The organism is Methylobacterium sp. GXS13, from assembly GCF_001455965.1.
Classification (GTDB): Bacteria; Pseudomonadota; Alphaproteobacteria; order Rhizobiales; family Beijerinckiaceae; genus Methylobacterium.
Genome location: NZ_LKKO01000037.1, coordinates 40352 through 57635 on the forward strand (window position 1 = coordinate 40352; position 17284 = coordinate 57635).

At 70.5% G+C, this 17284-nt stretch carries 16 protein-coding genes; 7 read left to right on the forward strand and 9 right to left on the reverse strand.

Features of this window, described 5'->3' with window-relative positions:
• Positions 1 to 16: 16 nt before the first annotated feature.
• Positions 17 to 943, reverse strand: a complete 927-nt coding sequence (locus AO398_RS14355) for a ring-cleaving dioxygenase (RefSeq protein WP_058192806.1) — start codon at positions 941 to 943, stop codon at positions 17 to 19.
• Between the two features lie 124 nt (positions 944 to 1067).
• Here AO398_RS14355 and AO398_RS14360 point away from each other — a divergent pair, with 124 nt between their 5' ends.
• Positions 1068 to 1988, forward strand: coding sequence for a LysR family transcriptional regulator (locus tag AO398_RS14360; RefSeq protein ID WP_058192807.1), 921 nt, complete (start codon positions 1068 to 1070; stop codon positions 1986 to 1988).
• Between the two features lie 580 nt (positions 1989 to 2568).
• Positions 2569 to 3261 carry a GntR family transcriptional regulator gene (locus AO398_RS14365; RefSeq protein WP_058192808.1) on the forward strand — a complete coding sequence of 231 codons (693 nt, stop codon included), beginning with the start codon at positions 2569 to 2571 and terminating at the stop codon, positions 3259 to 3261.
• 12 nt (positions 3262 to 3273) lie between these two features.
• Here AO398_RS14365 and AO398_RS14370 read toward each other — a convergent pair whose 3' ends face one another.
• From AO398_RS14370 to AO398_RS14385, 4 genes are read right to left on the reverse strand one after another with little or no spacing between them, the layout of a single operon-like run.
• Complete coding sequence (locus AO398_RS14370) at positions 3274 to 3852, reverse strand: GbsR/MarR family transcriptional regulator (RefSeq protein WP_058192809.1); 579 nt, start codon at positions 3850 to 3852, stop codon at positions 3274 to 3276.
• A gap of 58 nt (positions 3853 to 3910) precedes the next feature.
• Positions 3911 to 4033, reverse strand: a complete 123-nt coding sequence (locus AO398_RS14375; protein ID WP_058192810.1) for a DUF2474 family protein — start codon at positions 4031 to 4033, stop codon at positions 3911 to 3913.
• Complete coding sequence (cydB, locus tag AO398_RS14380) at positions 4033 to 5040, reverse strand: cytochrome d ubiquinol oxidase subunit II (RefSeq protein WP_058192811.1); 1008 nt, start codon at positions 5038 to 5040, stop codon at positions 4033 to 4035. The genes AO398_RS14375 and cydB overlap by 1 nt, the downstream gene beginning before the upstream one ends.
• Positions 5041 to 5047: 7 nt before the next feature.
• Positions 5048 to 6466, reverse strand: coding sequence for a cytochrome ubiquinol oxidase subunit I (locus tag AO398_RS14385; protein ID WP_058192812.1), 1419 nt, complete (start codon positions 6464 to 6466; stop codon positions 5048 to 5050).
• A gap of 260 nt (positions 6467 to 6726) precedes the next feature.
• Here AO398_RS14385 and AO398_RS14390 point away from each other — a divergent pair, with 260 nt between their 5' ends.
• A complete protein-coding gene (locus AO398_RS14390) occupies positions 6727 to 7965 on the forward strand; it encodes a pyridoxal phosphate-dependent aminotransferase (protein ID WP_058192813.1) in 1239 nt (412 codons plus the stop codon).
• Between the two features lie 503 nt (positions 7966 to 8468).
• Here AO398_RS14390 and AO398_RS14395 read toward each other — a convergent pair.
• Complete coding sequence (locus AO398_RS14395) at positions 8469 to 9395, reverse strand: dihydrodipicolinate synthase family protein (RefSeq protein WP_058192833.1); 927 nt, start codon at positions 9393 to 9395, stop codon at positions 8469 to 8471.
• A 664-nt stretch (positions 9396 to 10059) separates the two neighbouring features.
• Between AO398_RS14395 and AO398_RS14400 the strand changes: the two genes are divergently transcribed.
• From AO398_RS14400 to AO398_RS14410, 3 genes are all read left to right on the forward strand, one after another.
• Positions 10060 to 10836, forward strand: coding sequence for an amino acid ABC transporter substrate-binding protein (locus AO398_RS14400; protein WP_058192834.1), 777 nt, complete (start codon positions 10060 to 10062; stop codon positions 10834 to 10836).
• Between the two features lie 462 nt (positions 10837 to 11298).
• Positions 11299 to 11979, forward strand: a complete 681-nt coding sequence (locus AO398_RS14405) for an amino acid ABC transporter permease (RefSeq protein ID WP_058192814.1) — start codon at positions 11299 to 11301, stop codon at positions 11977 to 11979.
• Positions 11976 to 12731, forward strand: a complete 756-nt coding sequence (locus AO398_RS14410; protein ID WP_058192815.1) for an amino acid ABC transporter ATP-binding protein — start codon at positions 11976 to 11978, stop codon at positions 12729 to 12731. Before AO398_RS14405 ends, AO398_RS14410 begins: the two co-directional genes overlap by 4 nt.
• A 3-nt stretch (positions 12732 to 12734) precedes the next feature.
• On the opposite strand, the gene AO398_RS29060 is transcribed toward AO398_RS14410, so the two are convergent.
• Genes AO398_RS29060 through AO398_RS14420 form a run of 3 tightly spaced genes read right to left on the reverse strand, consistent with a single transcriptional unit; the run spans position 12735 to position 15422 of the window.
• Entirely contained in the window at positions 12735 to 12890 is a 156-nt protein-coding gene (locus AO398_RS29060; protein ID WP_201025767.1) for a hypothetical protein, read from the reverse strand.
• On the reverse strand, positions 12887 to 13378 hold the full coding sequence (locus AO398_RS14415; RefSeq protein WP_058192816.1) for a DUF2243 domain-containing protein: 492 nt from the start codon (positions 13376 to 13378) through the stop codon (positions 12887 to 12889). Before AO398_RS14415 ends, AO398_RS29060 begins: the two co-directional genes overlap by 4 nt.
• A 22-nt stretch (positions 13379 to 13400) precedes the next feature.
• Positions 13401 to 15422: an oligopeptide transporter, OPT family gene (locus AO398_RS14420; RefSeq protein WP_058192817.1), complete on the reverse strand. Its 2022-nt coding sequence runs from the start codon at positions 15420 to 15422 to the stop codon at positions 13401 to 13403.
• A gap of 421 nt (positions 15423 to 15843) precedes the next feature.
• Here AO398_RS14420 and AO398_RS14425 point away from each other — a divergent pair, with 421 nt between their 5' ends.
• Positions 15844 to 16803: a helix-turn-helix domain-containing protein gene (locus tag AO398_RS14425; RefSeq protein WP_058192818.1), complete on the forward strand. Its 960-nt coding sequence runs from the start codon at positions 15844 to 15846 to the stop codon at positions 16801 to 16803.
• Positions 16804 to 17284: the final 481 nt, after the last annotated feature.

A 17284-nucleotide genomic window follows, 5' to 3' on the forward strand; every position in this document is an offset into this window, starting at 1 on the left:
CGGGTGGAAGCGAGGTTCAGGCGACCTTCGGCAGCACCGCCTCGATCTGGGCCCGATGCGGCTCCAGCCCCGCGGGCAGCTTCAGGGCGGTGCCGAGGGACTCCACCGGCTCGTCCACGGCGAAGCCGGGGGCGTCGGTGGCGATCTCGAACAGCACGCCGCCGGGCTCGCGGAAATAGACCGACCGGAAATACTGGCGGTCCCGCTGCTCGGTGACCTGGAGGCCGAGCCCGGCGAGTTTTTCGGCCATCGCGGACTGGGCGGCGTCGTCCGCCGCCCGGAACGCGATGTGGTGGACCGAGCCCGCCCCCTGACGGCCGGGCAGGAAGCCGCCCACCGCCCGAAGGGTCACGAAACCGCCCAGCGCCGCGCTGCCGGCGAACCGGATCAGGTTGCCCTCGCGGGCCTCCTCGCGCAGGCCCAGCACCTCCGTGAGGATCGCGGCCGTGGCCTCTTCCGTCTCCAGAAGCAGCGTGACCCCGTGCAGGCCGCGGATCGCGTGCTCGGCCGGAACCTCGGCCGAGGCCCAGGCGGCCTCCGTCTCGGCGCCGTCGAAGCCGACCAGCGCCAGCATCATCCCGTCCGGGTCGCGGAACCGCAGGGTCGGCGCACCGAACACCTGGACCAGCGGCTCGTGGGCGACACCCGTCTCGATCAACCGGTGGGCCCACCAGCCGATCGAGCCGCGGGGCACCCGGAACGCGGTCTCCTGGGTCTCGCCGATCCCGACCCGGCCGGGGGCCGCATGCGCGATCGGGAAGAAGGTCAGGATCGTGCCGGGCTGCCCGGCCGCGTCGCCGTAATACAGGTGGTAGGTGCCCGGATCGTCGAAGTTGACGGTCTTCTTCACCAGCCGTTGTCCGAGCACGCGGGTGTGGAAGTCGAGGTTGCGCATTGCCGGGCCGGAAAAGGCCGTGACGTGGTGGAGGCCGGACTGCACCATGACGCTGTCTCCCGAGAAGCTGCCGCGGGTGCCGCGGGGCCGTTTGCGATGACGGCAATCTGGCCCTTGCCATCGCTCGCGAAAATAGAAACGCTGGAAACCCATCGTTTCCGGAATGCGACTCATGCGGCTTCCCGATTTCGAGGCTTGGGCGGTCTTCGCAAAGGTGGTGGAGGTGGGCTCCTTCGGCCGGGCCGCGGAGGATCTGGGCCTGTCGAAGGGCACCGTCTCGAAGGCGGTCGGCCGGCTTGAGGCGCGGATCGGCGCCCGGCTGTTCAACCGCACCTCGCGCAAGCTCGCCCTGACGGAGGCCGGCCACGCCGCCAAGGCCAACGCCGCCCGGATCCTGGCGGAGGGCGAGGCCGCGGAGGCGCTGGCCATCGCGGGCGCCGCCGAGCCGCGCGGCCTAGTTCGCCTCGCGGCCCCGATGACCTTCGGGGTGATGCATGTCGCGCCGCTGCTGCCGGATTTCCTGCGCCAGCACCCGGCGGTCTCGGTGGACCTGCACCTGTCCGACGCGGTGGTCGATCTCGTGGGCGGCGGCTTCGATATCGGCCTGCGCATCGCGGCCCTGCCGGATTCGTCCCTGCGCGCTCGGCGGCTCTGCGCGATCCGGCGCTCGCTGGTGGCCACGCCCGCCTATCTCGACCGGAACGGACGGCCCGACCATCCGGACGACCTCGCCCGCCACGCCTGCCTGGGCTACGCCTACCTGCCGACGCCCGACCGCTGGCGGTTCATCGACGCGACCGGCGCGGAGGCCGTGGTCGTGCCGGGCGGGCAGCTGCGCGCGAACAACGCCGAGGCGCTGGCGCCGGCGCTCCGGGCCGGCCTCGGCCTCGCCCTGCAGCCGGACTTCATGATCTGGGACGACCTCGAAGCCGGGCGCCTGGAGCGGGTTCTGCCCGGCTGGGCGCCGCCGCCGATCGCGCTCCACCTCGTGACGCCCCCGGGCGACCCGCGCCCGGCCCGGATCACCGCCCTGATCGGCTATCTCAGTCAGAGGCTGGCCCAGGCCCCCTGGGCCGGCCCGGCACCGCGATGACGGCCCGTGGTTTCGCATCCGACCGCCGCATGTGGTCCGCGGCCGGCGATGATGCATCCGCCCTCTCGGGTGGAGGGACAGTGTTAGGGTCGCCCGCACACGATCCCAGCCCGATCTGAGGCCCCGCGCACCGATCCGGCCGGGCGCGTGCACATCAGGGAACCCAGGGCGCGCGCGGGCGTTCGGTCCGACTTATACCAACACGTCTGTCGGCATGATTTTATACAAATATTGTTGACTTGTTCGGTCGTATCTGGCGTGTTCTGCGAAGCTTAGATACCGACCCTTGCTTGAAGGCGTCGGTGTCGGGAAGCGGTCGATCTCCAAGCGTCCGTTAGGCTGTTGATAGGCGCTTTAACGGGGCGGATGCGTTGCTTGATCGACCACGGAGTTGTCTCGAAGGCAGGGCCGCCGGCGTGCGGCCTCGCGTCCACCCGCTGACGCCGCCTGCGAGAACCATGCGTCGCGCAGCCCATCGGCCCGCTCCGGACACCCTGTCGGCGCGCCCGGCTCCCTCCAACGTGCCCCGCGCACGCGGCTCCCGGTTCGGGGCACGCCCATCCCTGTCCGCGAGGCCCTGATGTCCCCTGGGGCTCTCCCGCGATCTGCGCCCGATCGGCTCGTCCACAAGACCGTCGCGGCCGCCGTCGCCGAATCCCTGCGCCAGCGGATCCTGACCGGAGAGTTCCCGGCCGGCATGCAGCTGCGCCAGGACGCGCTGGCGGAAGAGTTCGGGATCAGCCGGATCCCGATCCGGGAGGCCCTGCTGCAGCTCGAAGCCACCGGCCTGATCAAGATCATGCCGCATCGCGGCGCCGTGGTCTCGGGCCTGTCGGTGGAGGAGGTGGAGGACATCTTCGCCCTCCGCGTCCAGCTGGAACCGGAGCTGCTGGTTCTCTCCGCGCGGCACTTCTCCGAGCAGGATTTCGAGGATCTGCACAGTCTCACCGAGGAATACAGCGCCGCCCTGGCGGCCAAGGAGATCCGGCGCTGGGGCGAGCTGAACCAGCGCTTCCATCTCGATCTGCTGCGGCACGCCGAGCGCCCGCGCTCGCTCAGCATCATTGCCGGCCTGCTGCAGGATTGCGACCGCCCGACCCGGCTCCAGCTCTCGGCCTCCGGGGATGTCGCCCGGGCCGACCAGGAGCACCGGGAGATCCTCGCGCTGTGCGAGGCCGGCCAGATCGACGCGGCGGCCGATCACCTGCGCAGCCATATTGCGTACGCCGCCCAATCCCTGATCGCGATCTACCGGCGCGCGCTCACGCCGTGAGGCGGCGGCCGCTCACTCCAGCTTCTCGGCGCGCCCCGCGAGCCGGCCCGGCAGGCCGGTCAGGCGGTCCTTCATCGCCAGCACCTTCTGGACCTTCGCGCCGAGGGTGAGGAGTTGCACCAGGCGCTCGGTGTCGAGGCGGCGCACGTCGGCGTACCACCCCGCGAAGAGCTCGAACAGGTCGTGCATCTCCCGGAGCCGGGCCTGGGCGTGACGCTCCGGCTCGGACTCGGCGTCCTGCATCAGCAATTCGCGCAGCAGGGTCAGGGTCGGGTCGATCTCGCGCTTCTTGCGCTCCTCGACCAGGGTGCGGACGATCTGCCAGATGTCCTCCGGGGTGGCGAAGTAGTCCCGCCGGTCGCCGGGCATGTGCTGGAGCCGCACGAGGTTCCAGGCCTGCAGCTCCTTGAGGCCCATGCTGACGTTGGAGCGCGAGACGCCCAACCGCTCCACGATCTCGTCGGCGTTGAGCGGTCGCTCGGCCACGAATAACAGGGCGTAGATCTGCCCCACCGTCCGGTTGATGCCCCAGCGCGAGCCCATCTCGCCGAAATGCAGCACGAAGGTCTGGATCAGGGGAGGCAGGTGCACGGCGGCGATCCGTCGAACGGTTTGGGCCCCCGGGACCACCGGGGTTTTTGCCGGCTTATCAGCTCTTGAGCCAGAACCGGAGGAGCGTCGCCACGGCCCCGAGGCCGACGATGCTCCCGGCCCAGATGGCCGCGAACCAGGCGAGGCGTTTCCAGAGCGGGAGCGGGGTGGCGGGGGCCATCAGTGATACCCGTGCGCGTCGACCTTGCCGCGGAACACCCAGTAGGAATACGCGGTGTAGATCAGGATGATCGGGATCAGGACCGAGGCGCCGACCAGCATGAACATCTGGCTCGCCTCGGGTGCGGCGGCCTGCCAGATCGTGATCCGGCCCGGCACCACGTCGGGGAAGATGCTGATCCCGAGCCCCAGGAACGACAGGGCGAACAGGCCGAGCGCGATCAGGAACGGCGCCCGCTCGCCCCCGTCCCGCAGGGACCGCCACAGGGCGACGGTGGCCAGCGCGACCAGCAGCGGCACCTGCGCCGAGATCAGGACGTTCGGCATCGCCAGCCAGCGCTCGAAGTAGCGCCCCTGCAGGAACGGCGTCGCGGCGCTGACGAGCGCGATCGCCGCCACGGTGGCCAGGGTCAGGCGCTGGGCGAACCGGCGGGCCTGGAGCTGGAGCAGCCCTTCCGTGCGCATCACCAGCCAGGTCGCCCCGAGCAGCGCGTAGGCGACCACGAGGCTGACGCCGACCAGCAGGCTGAACGGGGTCAGCCAGTCCCACCAGCCGCCGGCATAGGCCCGGCCCTCGACCGCGATGCCCTGGAGCAGCGCGCCGAGCGCGATCCCCTGGGCGAGCGCCGCCACCACGGAGCCGCCCGTGAAGGCCACGTCCCAGGCCGCCCGGTGGCCGGGATCGCGCCAGCGGAACTCGAAGGCGACGCCGCGAAAGATCAGCCCGAGCAGCATCGCGATGATCGGCGCGTAGAGCGCCGGCAGGATCACCGCGTAGGCCAGCGGGAAGGCCGCGAACAGCCCGCCCCCGCCCAGCACCAGCCAGGTCTCGTTGCCGTCCCAGACCGGGGCGACCGAGTTCATCGCGGTGTCGCGCTCCGGCCCCGGCCGCAGGGCCGGGAACAGGATCCCGATGCCGAGATCGAAGCCGTCCATGACGATGTAGGCGAAGACCGCGAAGGCGATCACGAACGCCCAGATCACGGTGAGATCGACGCTGTAGACCATGGCTGCCTCACTCGGCCGGCTGGAGGTGGCGGTCGGGATCGACCGCCGGGGCGGGGGTGATGCCGGCGGTGCGGATCGGCGCGCCGGGCTCGATCCCGGTCTCACCGGCATGGGGCGGCTGGGCCATCAGGCGCAGGATGTACAGAACCCCCATGGCGAAGACGGAAAAATAGATCACCACGAAGGCGGTGAGCGAGGCGGCCACGGCCGGGCCGTGGAGCGGCGAGGCGGATTGGGCGGTCCGCAGCAGGCCGTAGACCGTGTAGGGCTGGCGCCCGACCTCGGTGGTGATCCAGCCGGCGAGCACCGCCACGAACCCGACGGGGCCCATGGCCACCGCGAAGCGGTGCAGCGGGCTCCACCGGTAGAGCGCCCCGCGCCAGCGCGCGAGCAGGCTGATCGCGCCGAGGAGCAGCATCAGCATGCCGAGCCCGACCATGATGCGGAACGACCAGAACACGATCGGCACCGGCGGCCAGTCCTTCCGGGGCAGGCTGTCGAGGCCGGCGAGCGGCGCGTCGAGGCTGTGCTTGAGCACGAGCGAGGACAGCTTCGGGATCTCCACCGCGTAGCGGATCGTGCCGGCCTCCTGGTCGGGCAGGCCGAACAGCACGAGCGGCGCCCCGTCCGGATGGCTCTGGAAGTGGCCCTCCATGGCCATGACCTTGGCGGGCTGGTGCTCCAGGGTGTTGAGGCCGTGGGCGTCGCCGGCGAAGATCTGGACCGGCGCCACCAGGGCGGCCATCCACATCGCCATCGAGAACATCGTCCGGGCCGCCGGGTTGGCCCGGTCGCGCAGCAGGTGCCAGGCGCCCACCGCGCCGACCACGAGCGCCGTCGTCAGGTAGGCCGCCAGCACCATGTGGACGAGGCGGAACGGGAAGGACGGGTTGAACACGATCGCCCACCAGTCCAGCGGCACGAACTGGCCCTCGGCGTTGGTGCCGTAGCCCGCCGGCGTCTGCATCCAGGAATTCACCGACAGGATCCAGAACGCCGAGAAGAAGGTCCCGAACGCCACCATCAGGGTCGCGGCGAAGTGCAGGCGCGGCCCGACCTTGCTCATCCCGAACAGCATCACCCCGAGGAAGCCCGCCTCGAGGAAGAAGGCCGACAGCACCTCGTAGGCCATCATCGGGCCGAGCACCGGCCCGGTCTTGTCGGAGAAGACCGACCAGTTGGTGCCGAACTGGTAGGACATCACGAGGCCGGAGACGACGCCCATGGCGAACGCGATGGCGAAGATCTTCAGCCAGTACTTGAACAGGTCCATGAAGACCTGCCGCCCGGTGGCGAGCCACAGGCCCTCCAGCACGGCGAGGAAGCTTGCCAGCCCGATCGAGAAGGCCGGGAACACGATGTGGAACGCCACCGTGAAGCCGAACTGGATGCGGGCGAGGATCAGGGGGTCGAGGGTGTCGAGCACGACGAATCTCCGGCTCGGGATCAGCGCCTTGATCTATAGCAATTTCAGAAATTTCTGAAAAGTCGATAATTTCCGAATCGCGACGCGGCTCTGTCGCGCGCACTGGGCAGCCCCTTCCTCCGGGCCTGGACGCGCGGGCGCGGACGCGGCAGGCTCACGCCGTTCCCCCGATGCCGGGACCTTGCAGGCCGGGCGCCCGCCCTCGGGTCGCCTCGCCGCGAGACGCCCCGCGCCCGGACAGTACGAGAGCCGTCGACCCCATGGCCGAATCCGCCGCCGTCGCCATCGATCCCGCCGCCTCGCCCGTCGACCTCGCCGCCGCGCTCTCGGAGCGCATCCGCGGCATCGGCACGAGCCAGATCGGCTTGGTGGCGGATCGCGGCCGGGACGATCCGGACGTGGTCAAGCTCTGGATCGGCGAGGGCGACCTGCCGACGCCGCCGTTCATCGTCGAGGCGGCGCACCGGGCGATGCAGGCCGGGCACACCCGCTACACCACGTCGCTGGGCCTGCCGGCCCTGCGGGCGGCGCTTTCCGCCTATCACGCCCGGCACTGGGGCGTGGACGTCCCGGCGGACCGCTTCGCCGTCACGGCCGGAGGCATGAACGCGATCATGCAGGCGGCCAAGGCCCTGCTGGAGCCGGGCGACGAGATCATCATCCCCGCCCCGGCCTGGCCGAACCTCGCCGAGGCGGTCCGCATCACCGGCGGCGTGCCGGTGACGGTGCCCTACCGGATCCAGCCGGACGGGCGCTTCACGCTGCCGCTCGCCGATATCGAAGCGGCGCTGACGCCGCGCACCCGGGTGATCATGGTCAACTCGCCCTCGAACCCCACGGGCTGGACCATGCCGCTGGCCGAGATGACAGCCCTGCGCGACCTCGCCCGCGCCCGCGCCCGGGGCCTGTGGATCCTCTCGGACGAGGTCTACGCGCACTTCACCTACGGCAACCAGATCGCCCCGTCCTTCCTGCAGATCTGCACGGAGGACGACCGGCTGATCGTCACCAACACCTTCTCGAAGAACTGGGCGATGACCGGCTGGCGCGCCGGCTGGGTAATCTTCCCCCGCGGGCTGGCGCCGACCTTCGCCAAGCTCGGGCAGTACAGCACCACCTCGATCCCGACCTTCATCCAGCACGCCTGCATCGCGGCCCTCGACGAAGGCGACGGCTTCATCCGCACCATGGTCGACCGCTGCGCCGAGGCTCGGACGATCCTGGTGGAGGGGCTGGCGCGCCTGCCCGGCGTGACCGTGGCGCCGCCGGAGGGCGCCTTCTACCTCATGCCCCAGGTCGCCGGCGACGAGCCGAGCCTCGAACTCGCCTACCGCCTGCTGCGCGATGCCAAGGTCGGCGTCGCCCCGGGCACCGCCTTCGGCCCCGCGGGGGAAGGCCTGATCCGCATCTGCTTCGCCATCAGCCCGGAGCTGGCCCGGGAGGCGGTGCGGCGGTTGTCGGGGGTGTTGGGGACGGGTTCGGCCGGACGGGCGAACTGATCCGGAGGGCGGCGTTTCAACTCCGGCGTCAGCGTGGGGATCCCCTCGCCTCGCTCGCGGGGCTGCCGGCTCTCCACATTGTCGGATGAAGCGCTGGTCCCTCTCCCGTGCGGGAGAGGGACAGGGTGAGGGATGCGACATTTCCGGAAAGACCTGTCCCCTCACCCCAACCCTCTCCCGCACGGGCTACGATGTTCACACAACGGCTTGCGGAAGGCGCGGCGCGCTCTCCTCCCCCTTGCGGGGAGGAGTTGGAGGTGGGGGTCGCTCAGACGGCACCACTGCGCCTTATCCGGCACCACCCCCACCCCTGACCCCTCCCCGCAAGGGGGAGGGGAAACGCGTTGTGGTTCAGAGGCTTGCGACGGAGCTTTTTCCAGTGTGAATCCGCTAGCCCGCACGGGAGAGGGAGTCCGTCGCGTCTCACGGACGCCGATGTCAGCCTCACAGCGAGGGCGGGCCGCGCGCCCGTCAGACCGCCGCGCGCCCCTGGCAAATAACCCTCACCGCCCCCAGCGCAGCACCAGCGCATCGTTGCGCCGGGCCAATTCGATCAGCGCGGCCCGCGTGTCCGGATGGAGCGGCTGGAGCGGCAGGCGGGCGGTCTCGTGGGCGATGATGCCGCCCTCGGCCATCAGCGCCTTGCAGGCCAGGAGCCCGCATTGCCGGTTCTCGTGGTTGATCAGCGGCAGCCAGCGCGCGTAGGCGTCGAGCGCGTCGCTCCGGCGGCCGGCCGCGTAGGCGTCGGTGATCTGGCGGATGCCGTCCGGATAGGCGCCGCCGGTCATCGCCCCGGTGGCGCCGGCATCGAGATCGGCCATCAGGGTGATCGCCTCCTCGCCGTCCCACGGCCCGACCACCGCGTCGCCGCCCTGCGCGATCAGCTCGCGCAGCTTGCCCGCCGCCCCCGGGGTCTCGATCTTGAAGTAGGAGACGTGTTCGATCTCCCGGGCCATGCGGGCCAGGAACGCGGCCGAGAGCGGCGTGCCCGCCACCGGCGCGTCCTGGATCATGATCGGGATCGAGATCGCGTCCGAGACCCCGCGGAAGAAATCGTAGACGCCGAGGTCCGGCACCCGGATCGTGGCGCCGTGATAGGGCGGCATGACCATCACCATGGCGGCCCCGGCCTCCTGCGCGCGGCGCGAGCGCTCGGCGCAGACCTGCGTGGCGAAATGGGTGGTCGTCACGATCACCGGCACCCGGCCGGCGACGTGGTCGAGCACCGCATGCATCACGGTCTCGCGCTCGGCGTCGGTGAGGACGAACTGCTCGGAAAAGTTCGCCAGGATGCAGATCCCGTGGCTCCCGGCCTCGATCATGAAGTCGATCGCCCGGCGCTGCCCGTCGAGATCGAGGGCGCCCGAAGCGTCGAACACCGTGGGGGCGACCGGGAAGACGCCCCGGTAGGGCTGGGCGGGCGAGCTCATGCGCGATCCTCCGCCGGAGCGGGCCGCACGCCCCGGCTCACAGAACAAGACCGGTCCGGGCCGCTCCGGGGCCACGCGGCCGCCCAGGATCAGCATCACGCCGGCACTGTGCCCAAGGATCATCCGAGATCAACGCCCGTCCCGGCGCCGGCTCGACAAAAGCGGCGATGTGTTTGGGTTGAACCGGGAGGACGGCCGCAAGCCTTGGGCGCTCAGAACGACCCGGGACGGGCGCGAGAAATCTTATTCCTTACCGACAGCCGGGACGCCTGATCGGCGCTCGACCATCCAACCCGTCATTTCGAGCCTCTGACGTGGTACCGGGGACCCGGAAACATTGGCCGATCAAAGTCTTGCCCAATCGCCGGCTTGGCGTTCGCAGCCAGACCCCGGCGCATCGACGGTCCGGTCGCGGTGCGCAGCCGAAGAAACATTCCGCGGCAAACCCCGAGCATCTGGGAAAACTCTGCTGTCAGCCGAGAAGCCCGCTTCGGCGTGCCGTAGGCGCCGCCGGCGCCGCTTGGTATAGGATCCCCGGCTCGGCGCCGTCGGTGACGATCGGCGACGCGCCGCACCCGTTTCCCACCCATTCCCGAGCCGTCCGCGCCGCCGTCCCGGACCGGTGGCCGGGATGGATGATCGTCTCGCCCTGGAGGTCTTCGTGATGCGTCTTGTCTCCGCCGCCCGCGTGGCCGTTTTCGCCGCCGCGGCGCTTCTCATGGGCGCGTCCGCGCGGGCCGAGGACCTCGACGCGATCCGGGCCGCCAAGACCCTGCGAATCGGCACCGAGGGGACCTATGCGCCGTTCAGCTTCCACGACGCCTCCGGGGCGCTGGCCGGGTTCGACGTGGAGATCGGCCGCAAGGTCGCCGAGAAGCTCGGCGTCACGCCGCAATTCGTCGAGGGCAAGTGGGACGGCCTGATCGCCGGGCTCGACGCCAAACGCTACGACGTGGTGATCAACCAGGTCAGCATCACCAAGGAGCGCCAGGCGAAGTTCGACTTCTCCGAGCCGTATATCCGCTCCCGGGCCGTGGTGATCACCCGGGCCGACAACGGTACGATCAAGTCCTTCGCCGACCTGAAGGGCAAGAAATCCGCCCAAAGCCTGAGCAGCAATTTCGCCCGGCTGGCCACCGAGGCCGGCGCCGAGCCGGTCGGCACCGACGGGTTCGACCAGTCGATCCAGCTGGTCGTCACCGGCCGCGCCGACGCCACCATCAACGACAACCTGTCCTTCCTCGACTTCCACAAGAAGCAGCCGAACGCCCCAGTGAAGATCGTCGCCCAGAAGGACGACGCCGACGCCTCCGGCATCCTCCTGCGCAAGAACAACCCCGCCCTGAAGGCGGCGCTCGACAAGGCGCTCGCCGAGATCAAGGCCGACGGCAGCTACGCGGCGATCGCGCAGACATATTTCGGGGCGGACGTTTCGCAGTAGGCGGGTCTTCGCCTGGAGGCAGGGGCCGGACATACGCGCCTCTCTCTGCAGGCTACGATGTTCATACATCGTCTTCGGCGGGGCGCGACGCGCTCTCCTCCCCCTTGCGGGGAGGAGTTGGAGGTGGGGGTGGTGCAGAAGGCACCGCCGAGCCGCATGCGGAACCACCCCCACCCCTGACCCCTCCCCGCTAGGGGGAGGGGAAAACCCGTGGCGGCTCCGGCGCTCACGACCGAACGTGATGCGTGAATCCGCTAGCCCGCACAGGAGAGGGGATCCGCGCCTCGTCCGGAGAGGTGTGGGTCCGTTCGCCTCTGCGGGGAGAGGGAGCGTGGCGCCTCCGGAGCGGGCGTCCCTTCAAGCCCCGGGCGATCCCCAGCTGGCCCAGCCAAAAATCCCCCGCGCGATCCGCGGCGCAAAGCCGTATAGACCGTCGCCCGATTCCGCAGGAAACACCGCCCCGTGCCGCACTGGCTCGACCTCATGCTCCAGTCGCTCGGGCCGCTGCTCGAAGCCTGTCTCCGGTTCACGATACCGCTGACGCTGATCGCCTTCGCGCTCGGGTTGAGCCTCGCGCTGGTGATCGCCCTCGCGCGGCTGTTCGGCCCCCGGCCGCTGGCGGCGCTCGCCTGGACCTATGTCTGGATCTTCCGGGGCACGCCGCTCCTCGTGCAGCTGTTCGTGATCTTCTACGGCCTGCCGAGCGTCGGCATCCTGATCGACGCGTTTCCCGCCGCGGTGATCGGCTTCACCCTCAATATCGGCGCCTACGCGTCCGAGATCATGCGCGCCGCCATCGCGTCGATCCCGAAGGGGCAGTGGGAGGCCGCCTACGCCACCGGCATGACCCCGACCCAGGCGATGCGGCGCACGATCCTGCCCCAGGCGGCGCGGGTGGCGGTGCCGTCCCTGTCCAACACCTTCATCGCCCTGGTGAAGGACACCTCGCTCGCCGCCGCCATCACCGTGCCGGAGATGTTCCAGGCGGCCCAGCGCATCGTCGCGGTGACCTACGAGCCGCTGATCCTCTACGTCGAGGCGGCGCTCATCTACCTCGTGCTCTGCTCCGCCCTGTCCTGGCTCCAGAGCGGGCTGGAGCGGCGCCTCGGGCGCTACGGCGGCTACCTGGAGGCCCGCGCATGATCGCCCTCCAGGCCATCGAGAAGCGCTTCGGCGACACCCCGATCCTGCGCGGCGTCGATCTCACGGTGCCGGAGGGCCGGGTCACGGCGCTGATCGGCCCGTCGGGCTCGGGCAAGTCGACGCTGCTGCGCTGCGTGAACCTTCTGGAGATACCGCAGGCCGGCACGCTGGTGCTCGGCGCCCTGCGCCTCGACTTCCGGCCCGGCGCGGCGCCGGCCCGGCGGGACGTGCTGGCCGTCCGGCGCCAGACCGGCATGGTGTTCCAGAACTTCCAGCTGTTCCCCCACCGCACGGTGATCGAGAACGTCACCGAGGGGCTGATCACCGTGGGCCAATGGCCCAAGGAGGCAGCGCGCACCCGGGCCCTGGAGCTGCTGGACCGGGTCGGCCTCGCCCAGAAGGCCGAGGCCTGGCCGGCGAGCCTCTCGGGCGGCCAGCAGCAGCGCGTGGCGATCGCCCGGGCGCTGGCCCCCTCCCCGCGCCTGCTGCTCTGCGACGAGCCGACCTCGGCGCTCGATCCCGAGCTCGCCGCCGAGGTGGTGGACGTGCTGGCCGGCCTCGCCCGCGAGGGCATGACCATGCTGATGGCGACCCACGACCTGCGCCTCGCCCGCCGGGTCGCCGACACGGTGGTGTTCCTCGACGGCGGCACGGTGGTGGAGCAGGGACCGCCGGCCGAGCTGTTCGCCCGGCCCGCCGATCCGCGCACCCGCCGCTTCGTCCAGACGCTGCTCGGCGAAGGCGGCGCCTGAGGCTCAGCCGGACAGGCAGCGCAGGCTCAACAGGTCGTCGAGGGTGAGCGCGGTGCCGAAGACCAGGGGCCGCCAGGCCGGCATCGTCGCCAGGATCAAGGCCGCGCCGAGGACGAGCCAGGGGACGAACGCCGGCAGGGCGGCGCGCTGAAGCCTCACGCCGCCCGCTCCCGGCGGCCGGCCCGGACCAGCGCCACGCCGGCGATCAGCATGGCGACACCCCAGGCCAGGAACCCGATATCCCAGAACACCCACTGGTCCCGGGGCATCGCCTCGTTGACGTGGTGCACGCCGAGGATCTGGTGGTCGATCACGCCCTCGACGCTGTTGAACAGGCCCCAGCCGACCAGCAGCGACCCGGCCAGCAGCTTGTTCGACCAGGACAGGTGCCCGCGATGGGCCGCCAGCCACAGGAGGAACAGCCCGAGCACCACGAACACGTAGGTGGCGCTGTGGAAGATCCCGTCCCAGCGGGTGTTCAGCTCGAGATTGGCGATGGAATCGATCGGGTACCAGCTGCTCAGCATGTGATGCCATTGCAGGATCTGGTGCAGCACGATCCCGTCGAAGAACCCGCCGAGCCCCAGCCCGAACAGGATCCCGGCGCTCAGCGGGAACGCGCGGGTCTCGGATGCGGCCGTTCTCATGGCGATCTCTCGGCGCGGTTCATCACGCGGTCTTGGATTCGACTTGCGTCACGCGCGCCGCGTCGTCGACCGCGGAGACCAGCCAGAAATAAACCCCGAGCCCACCCAGAAACACCGCCAGCCCGAGCCAGGTCGCCGTCGACGCCAAGCCCGGCCCGGCGATGGCGAGCGCTCCGCTGTGCCCGGCCATCAGGTCGGCGCCGGCGAGCAGCACGCCGACGCAGCTCTCGCCGACCAGGAACCCCGAGGCGAGGAGCACACCGCGGCGGCGGGCGGCCCCGAGCACGGCCTCCCGCCTGGGCCCCCGGACCCGGCCGCGCAGCCGGCGCTCGGCGAGCCAGCCGAGGATGCCGCCGATCGCGATGGTCATCTCGACAGAGAGCGGCAGGTACATGCCGATCCCCACGGTGAGCGCCGGGAAGGTGAGGTCGCGCCGCCGCAGCCGTGCCTCGACCGCCACCAGCACCACGCCGAGCCCGGCGCCGATCAGCACCATCGTCCAAGGCAACGCGCCCTGCGTGATGCCCGTGGCGATCTGGGTCATCAGGGCGGCCTGGGGCGCCGCCATGGCGCTTCCCGGATCGCCCCCCTCGCGCAAGGGCGCGCCGACGAAGCCGTAGGCCTGGTAGAGCAGCTCGAGCAGCGGCGCGATCACCAGCGAGCCGACACCGACCCCGATGATCAGCGCGATCTGCTGGTGCCAGGGGGTGGCGCCGACCACCTGCCCGGTCTTGAGGTCCTGCAGGTTGTCGTTGGCGATCGACGCGGTGGTGATGATGACCGCGGTGAGCAGCAGCGCCATGGCGGTGACGAACCTTTCGCCCTCCGGGCCGCCGACCTGGCCGAGGAAGAGCGGCAGGAGCAGCGCGGTCGCCATGGTGGTGAGGATGCCGATCCCCGAGATCGGGCTCGACGAGGAGCCGAGCAGCCCGGCGAGGTAGCCGCAGGCGGCGGCCATCAGGAAGCCGAACAGCACCGCGAACAGGGTCGCGGCGAGCGCCAGCGCGATCAGCGTCCCGCCGAGCCCGGCCGGTTCGGCGAAGGCGTGAAACAGCAGCGCCAGCGGCACGCACAGGGCGAGCGCCCCGGCCCCGACCCAGGCGATCGGCAGGTCGCGCTCCTGGCGCCGGTGGTCGGCGCCGAGGCTGCTGCCGGCGGTCGACAGGGCGGTGCGGATGCTGGACGCGATCGGCCGGGCGAGCGACGCCACGGTCCAGAGCCCGCCCACCGCGATGATGCCGGCCCCCATCAGCCGGACCTGCTCGGACCAGACCGCCTCGGCGGCCTGCCCGGCGGTCTTGCCCGCATCGGGCGCGAGCGCGGTGAGCACCGGCACCGCGATCCCCCAGGCGATCACGACGCCCGTCAGCAAGGCCAGGCAGGCGCCGATGCCGACCAGATAGCCGACCCCGACCAGCGCCAGGGAAAAGCCGGTGCCGGTGCGGAAGACGGCGCCGCCGAGGCTGATCGCGCCGGAGAGCCCCTCGCCCAGCACCTTCAGGCCGGTGGTGGCGAACCCGATCGCCCCGGCGATCCCGGCCGCCGCCAGCAGATCGCGCAGACCCTGGCTCCCGGCCTCGTCCTGTCCGGTCTTCAGAACCTCGGCAGCGGCCACGCCTTCCGGGTAAGGCAGGTCGCTGCCCGCCACGAGGGCGCGGCGCAGGGGGATCGAGAAGGCCACGCCGAGCAGCCCGCCCAGCGCGCAGACCGCCGTGGTCTGCCAGAACGGGAAGCCGCTCCAGTGCCCGATCAGCACGAGGCCCGGCAGGACCAGGATGACGTTGCACAGGGTTCCGGCCGCCGAGGCCTGGGTCTGGACGATGTTGTTCTCGAGGATGCCGGCGCCCCCCATCAGCCGGAACGCGCCCATCGAGATCATCGCGGCCGGGATCGAGGACGAGAACGTCATCCCGGTCTTCAGGCCCATGTAGAGGTTGGCCGCCATGAACACGACCGTGATGGCCGCCCCCAGCACGATGCCGCGCAGGGTCAGTTCCGCCTGATGGCCCAGGCCCACCGGCCGCGTCGGATTGCGGGCGTCCATCCTGCCCCCGTGATGTCGTCTCGCAAACCACCGGGGTCTCGAAAGCTATCCCGCCTGCGGCGTTCCGACGGGTTCGGGCGTTTGCGGCGATGGACCGGCACCCGGCTCGGGGCCCCGGAGCGACGGGACATCCGCGCCCGGAGCCGGCATGGGGGCGGGTTCGCCTGCAACGATCTGAGCGATCGCGGGTTTGAGGATCCCAAACCCAGTCCCGGGACGGTGGCGCGCAGCCTCCAGCGGCCCGCCTCGAAGCCCGGAGACGGATCGGGAGCGCTCCCCGATCTCATCCGGCCAGCATCCGGCCGAACTCGGGGCCGAACTTCTTATCCGATCCCATCCGCTTTATGTGAGCTGTGGAGCCGATCGTTCCCGTGATGGTCGCGCCCGATATACAGACGCACACCATCCGGGCTACCGATCCTTGCACACAGTCCTCTCGACGCGCGAAGCAGACAAGACGGCCCGCTTCAAACTGTGGCGCGAGGTTCTGTACGATCGCATGGGCCCGATCGAGCTGAGCCATCTCTGCGACGAGCCGTTCGAGGGACTGATACAGGCGGCTGATGTCGGCTCCTTGCGGATCACGCGCATCCGCGAAAGCTGCGTTCGATCGGAGATCACCGCCGACACGCTGCGCCGGCGCGAGCGGACCCAGACCGTCTTCGCGCTGATCCAGCTCGCGGGCCGCTCGGTCAACATCCAGGACGGCCGAGAAGCCGTGCAGACGGCCGGCGAGATCGTGGTGCTGGCAGACCGGCCGAACGTGCACGTCTCGGGCGTGAACGATCGGTCCCTCGTCCTCGAACTGCCGATCGCCCCCCTGGAGCGCATGCTCGGCCCGACCCGGCACTTCACGGCGCTGACCTTCGGGTCCAGGGGCGGCACCGGTCCGCTGGTGCGAACCTTCTTCGAAGAACTCGTTCGCGTTCACGAGAAGCTTCCGGCCAGTTCCGCGGAGCGTATGGCCGGTGTCGGCATCGATCTAATCATGGCCGGCCTCGCCGAGCGCTTGGCCCAGGAGGTCCCGCGGCCGCTCCACGGCACCGTCCTGGTCCAGCGCGCCAAGGCGTATGTCGCGGCGAACCTCAGCGACCCGAATCTCGACCCGCCGCGCCTTGCGGCGGCGGTGGGGGTCTCGCTGCGACGGCTGCAGGAGCTGTTCCACGAGCGCGGCCAGCACATCTCGGACTGGATCTGGCAGCGCAGGCTGGACGCCGCCGTCGAGCGCCTGGCCGATCCGGGCTGCGCCCACATCCCGATCGGTCACGTGTCCTATGGAAGCGGCTTCGCCAACCAGGCCCATTTCGCCCGGCGCTTCAAGGCGCGCTACGGCCTGAGCCCGAGCGCGTATCGGACCGCTGCCCGCGCCAAGACGCCGTAGGCCGGCCTCTGAGACGCCGTAGTCCAGCCTGCGAGACGCCGGAGGCCGGCCCGCGAGACGCCGTAGGCCGACCCGCGAGACGCGACGTTCGCCATGCCCTGCGCGTCGCGGGCGGGCTCGCGGCCGGCGACGTGCAGCCGGGCGAAGACTGGCCGGCGATCCACGCATCCGAGATGAGTGCGCGATATCGAACGGGTGCCCCCTCCTCCCGACAGTTGGTTTCCAGCCACCGGGATGGAGCGATAGTACCACAACCGCGCGAATGCGGTCGTTCGAGCAGAAACGCATCGGATTGACGCTTCAATGCCTCAGAAACCGGGATTGTAAGAAATTTACATGCGCTAAAGACGGCATTCGGACGCATTGTTCTGTCAAATTCTTACATTGCAGCGACGCGAGCCAAGCTTTAGCGGAAGCAGGTTGTCGGCTACGTCCTGGGCGCCGACGATCGAGGGACTGGTTGTGCCCTCGCCCGATACGC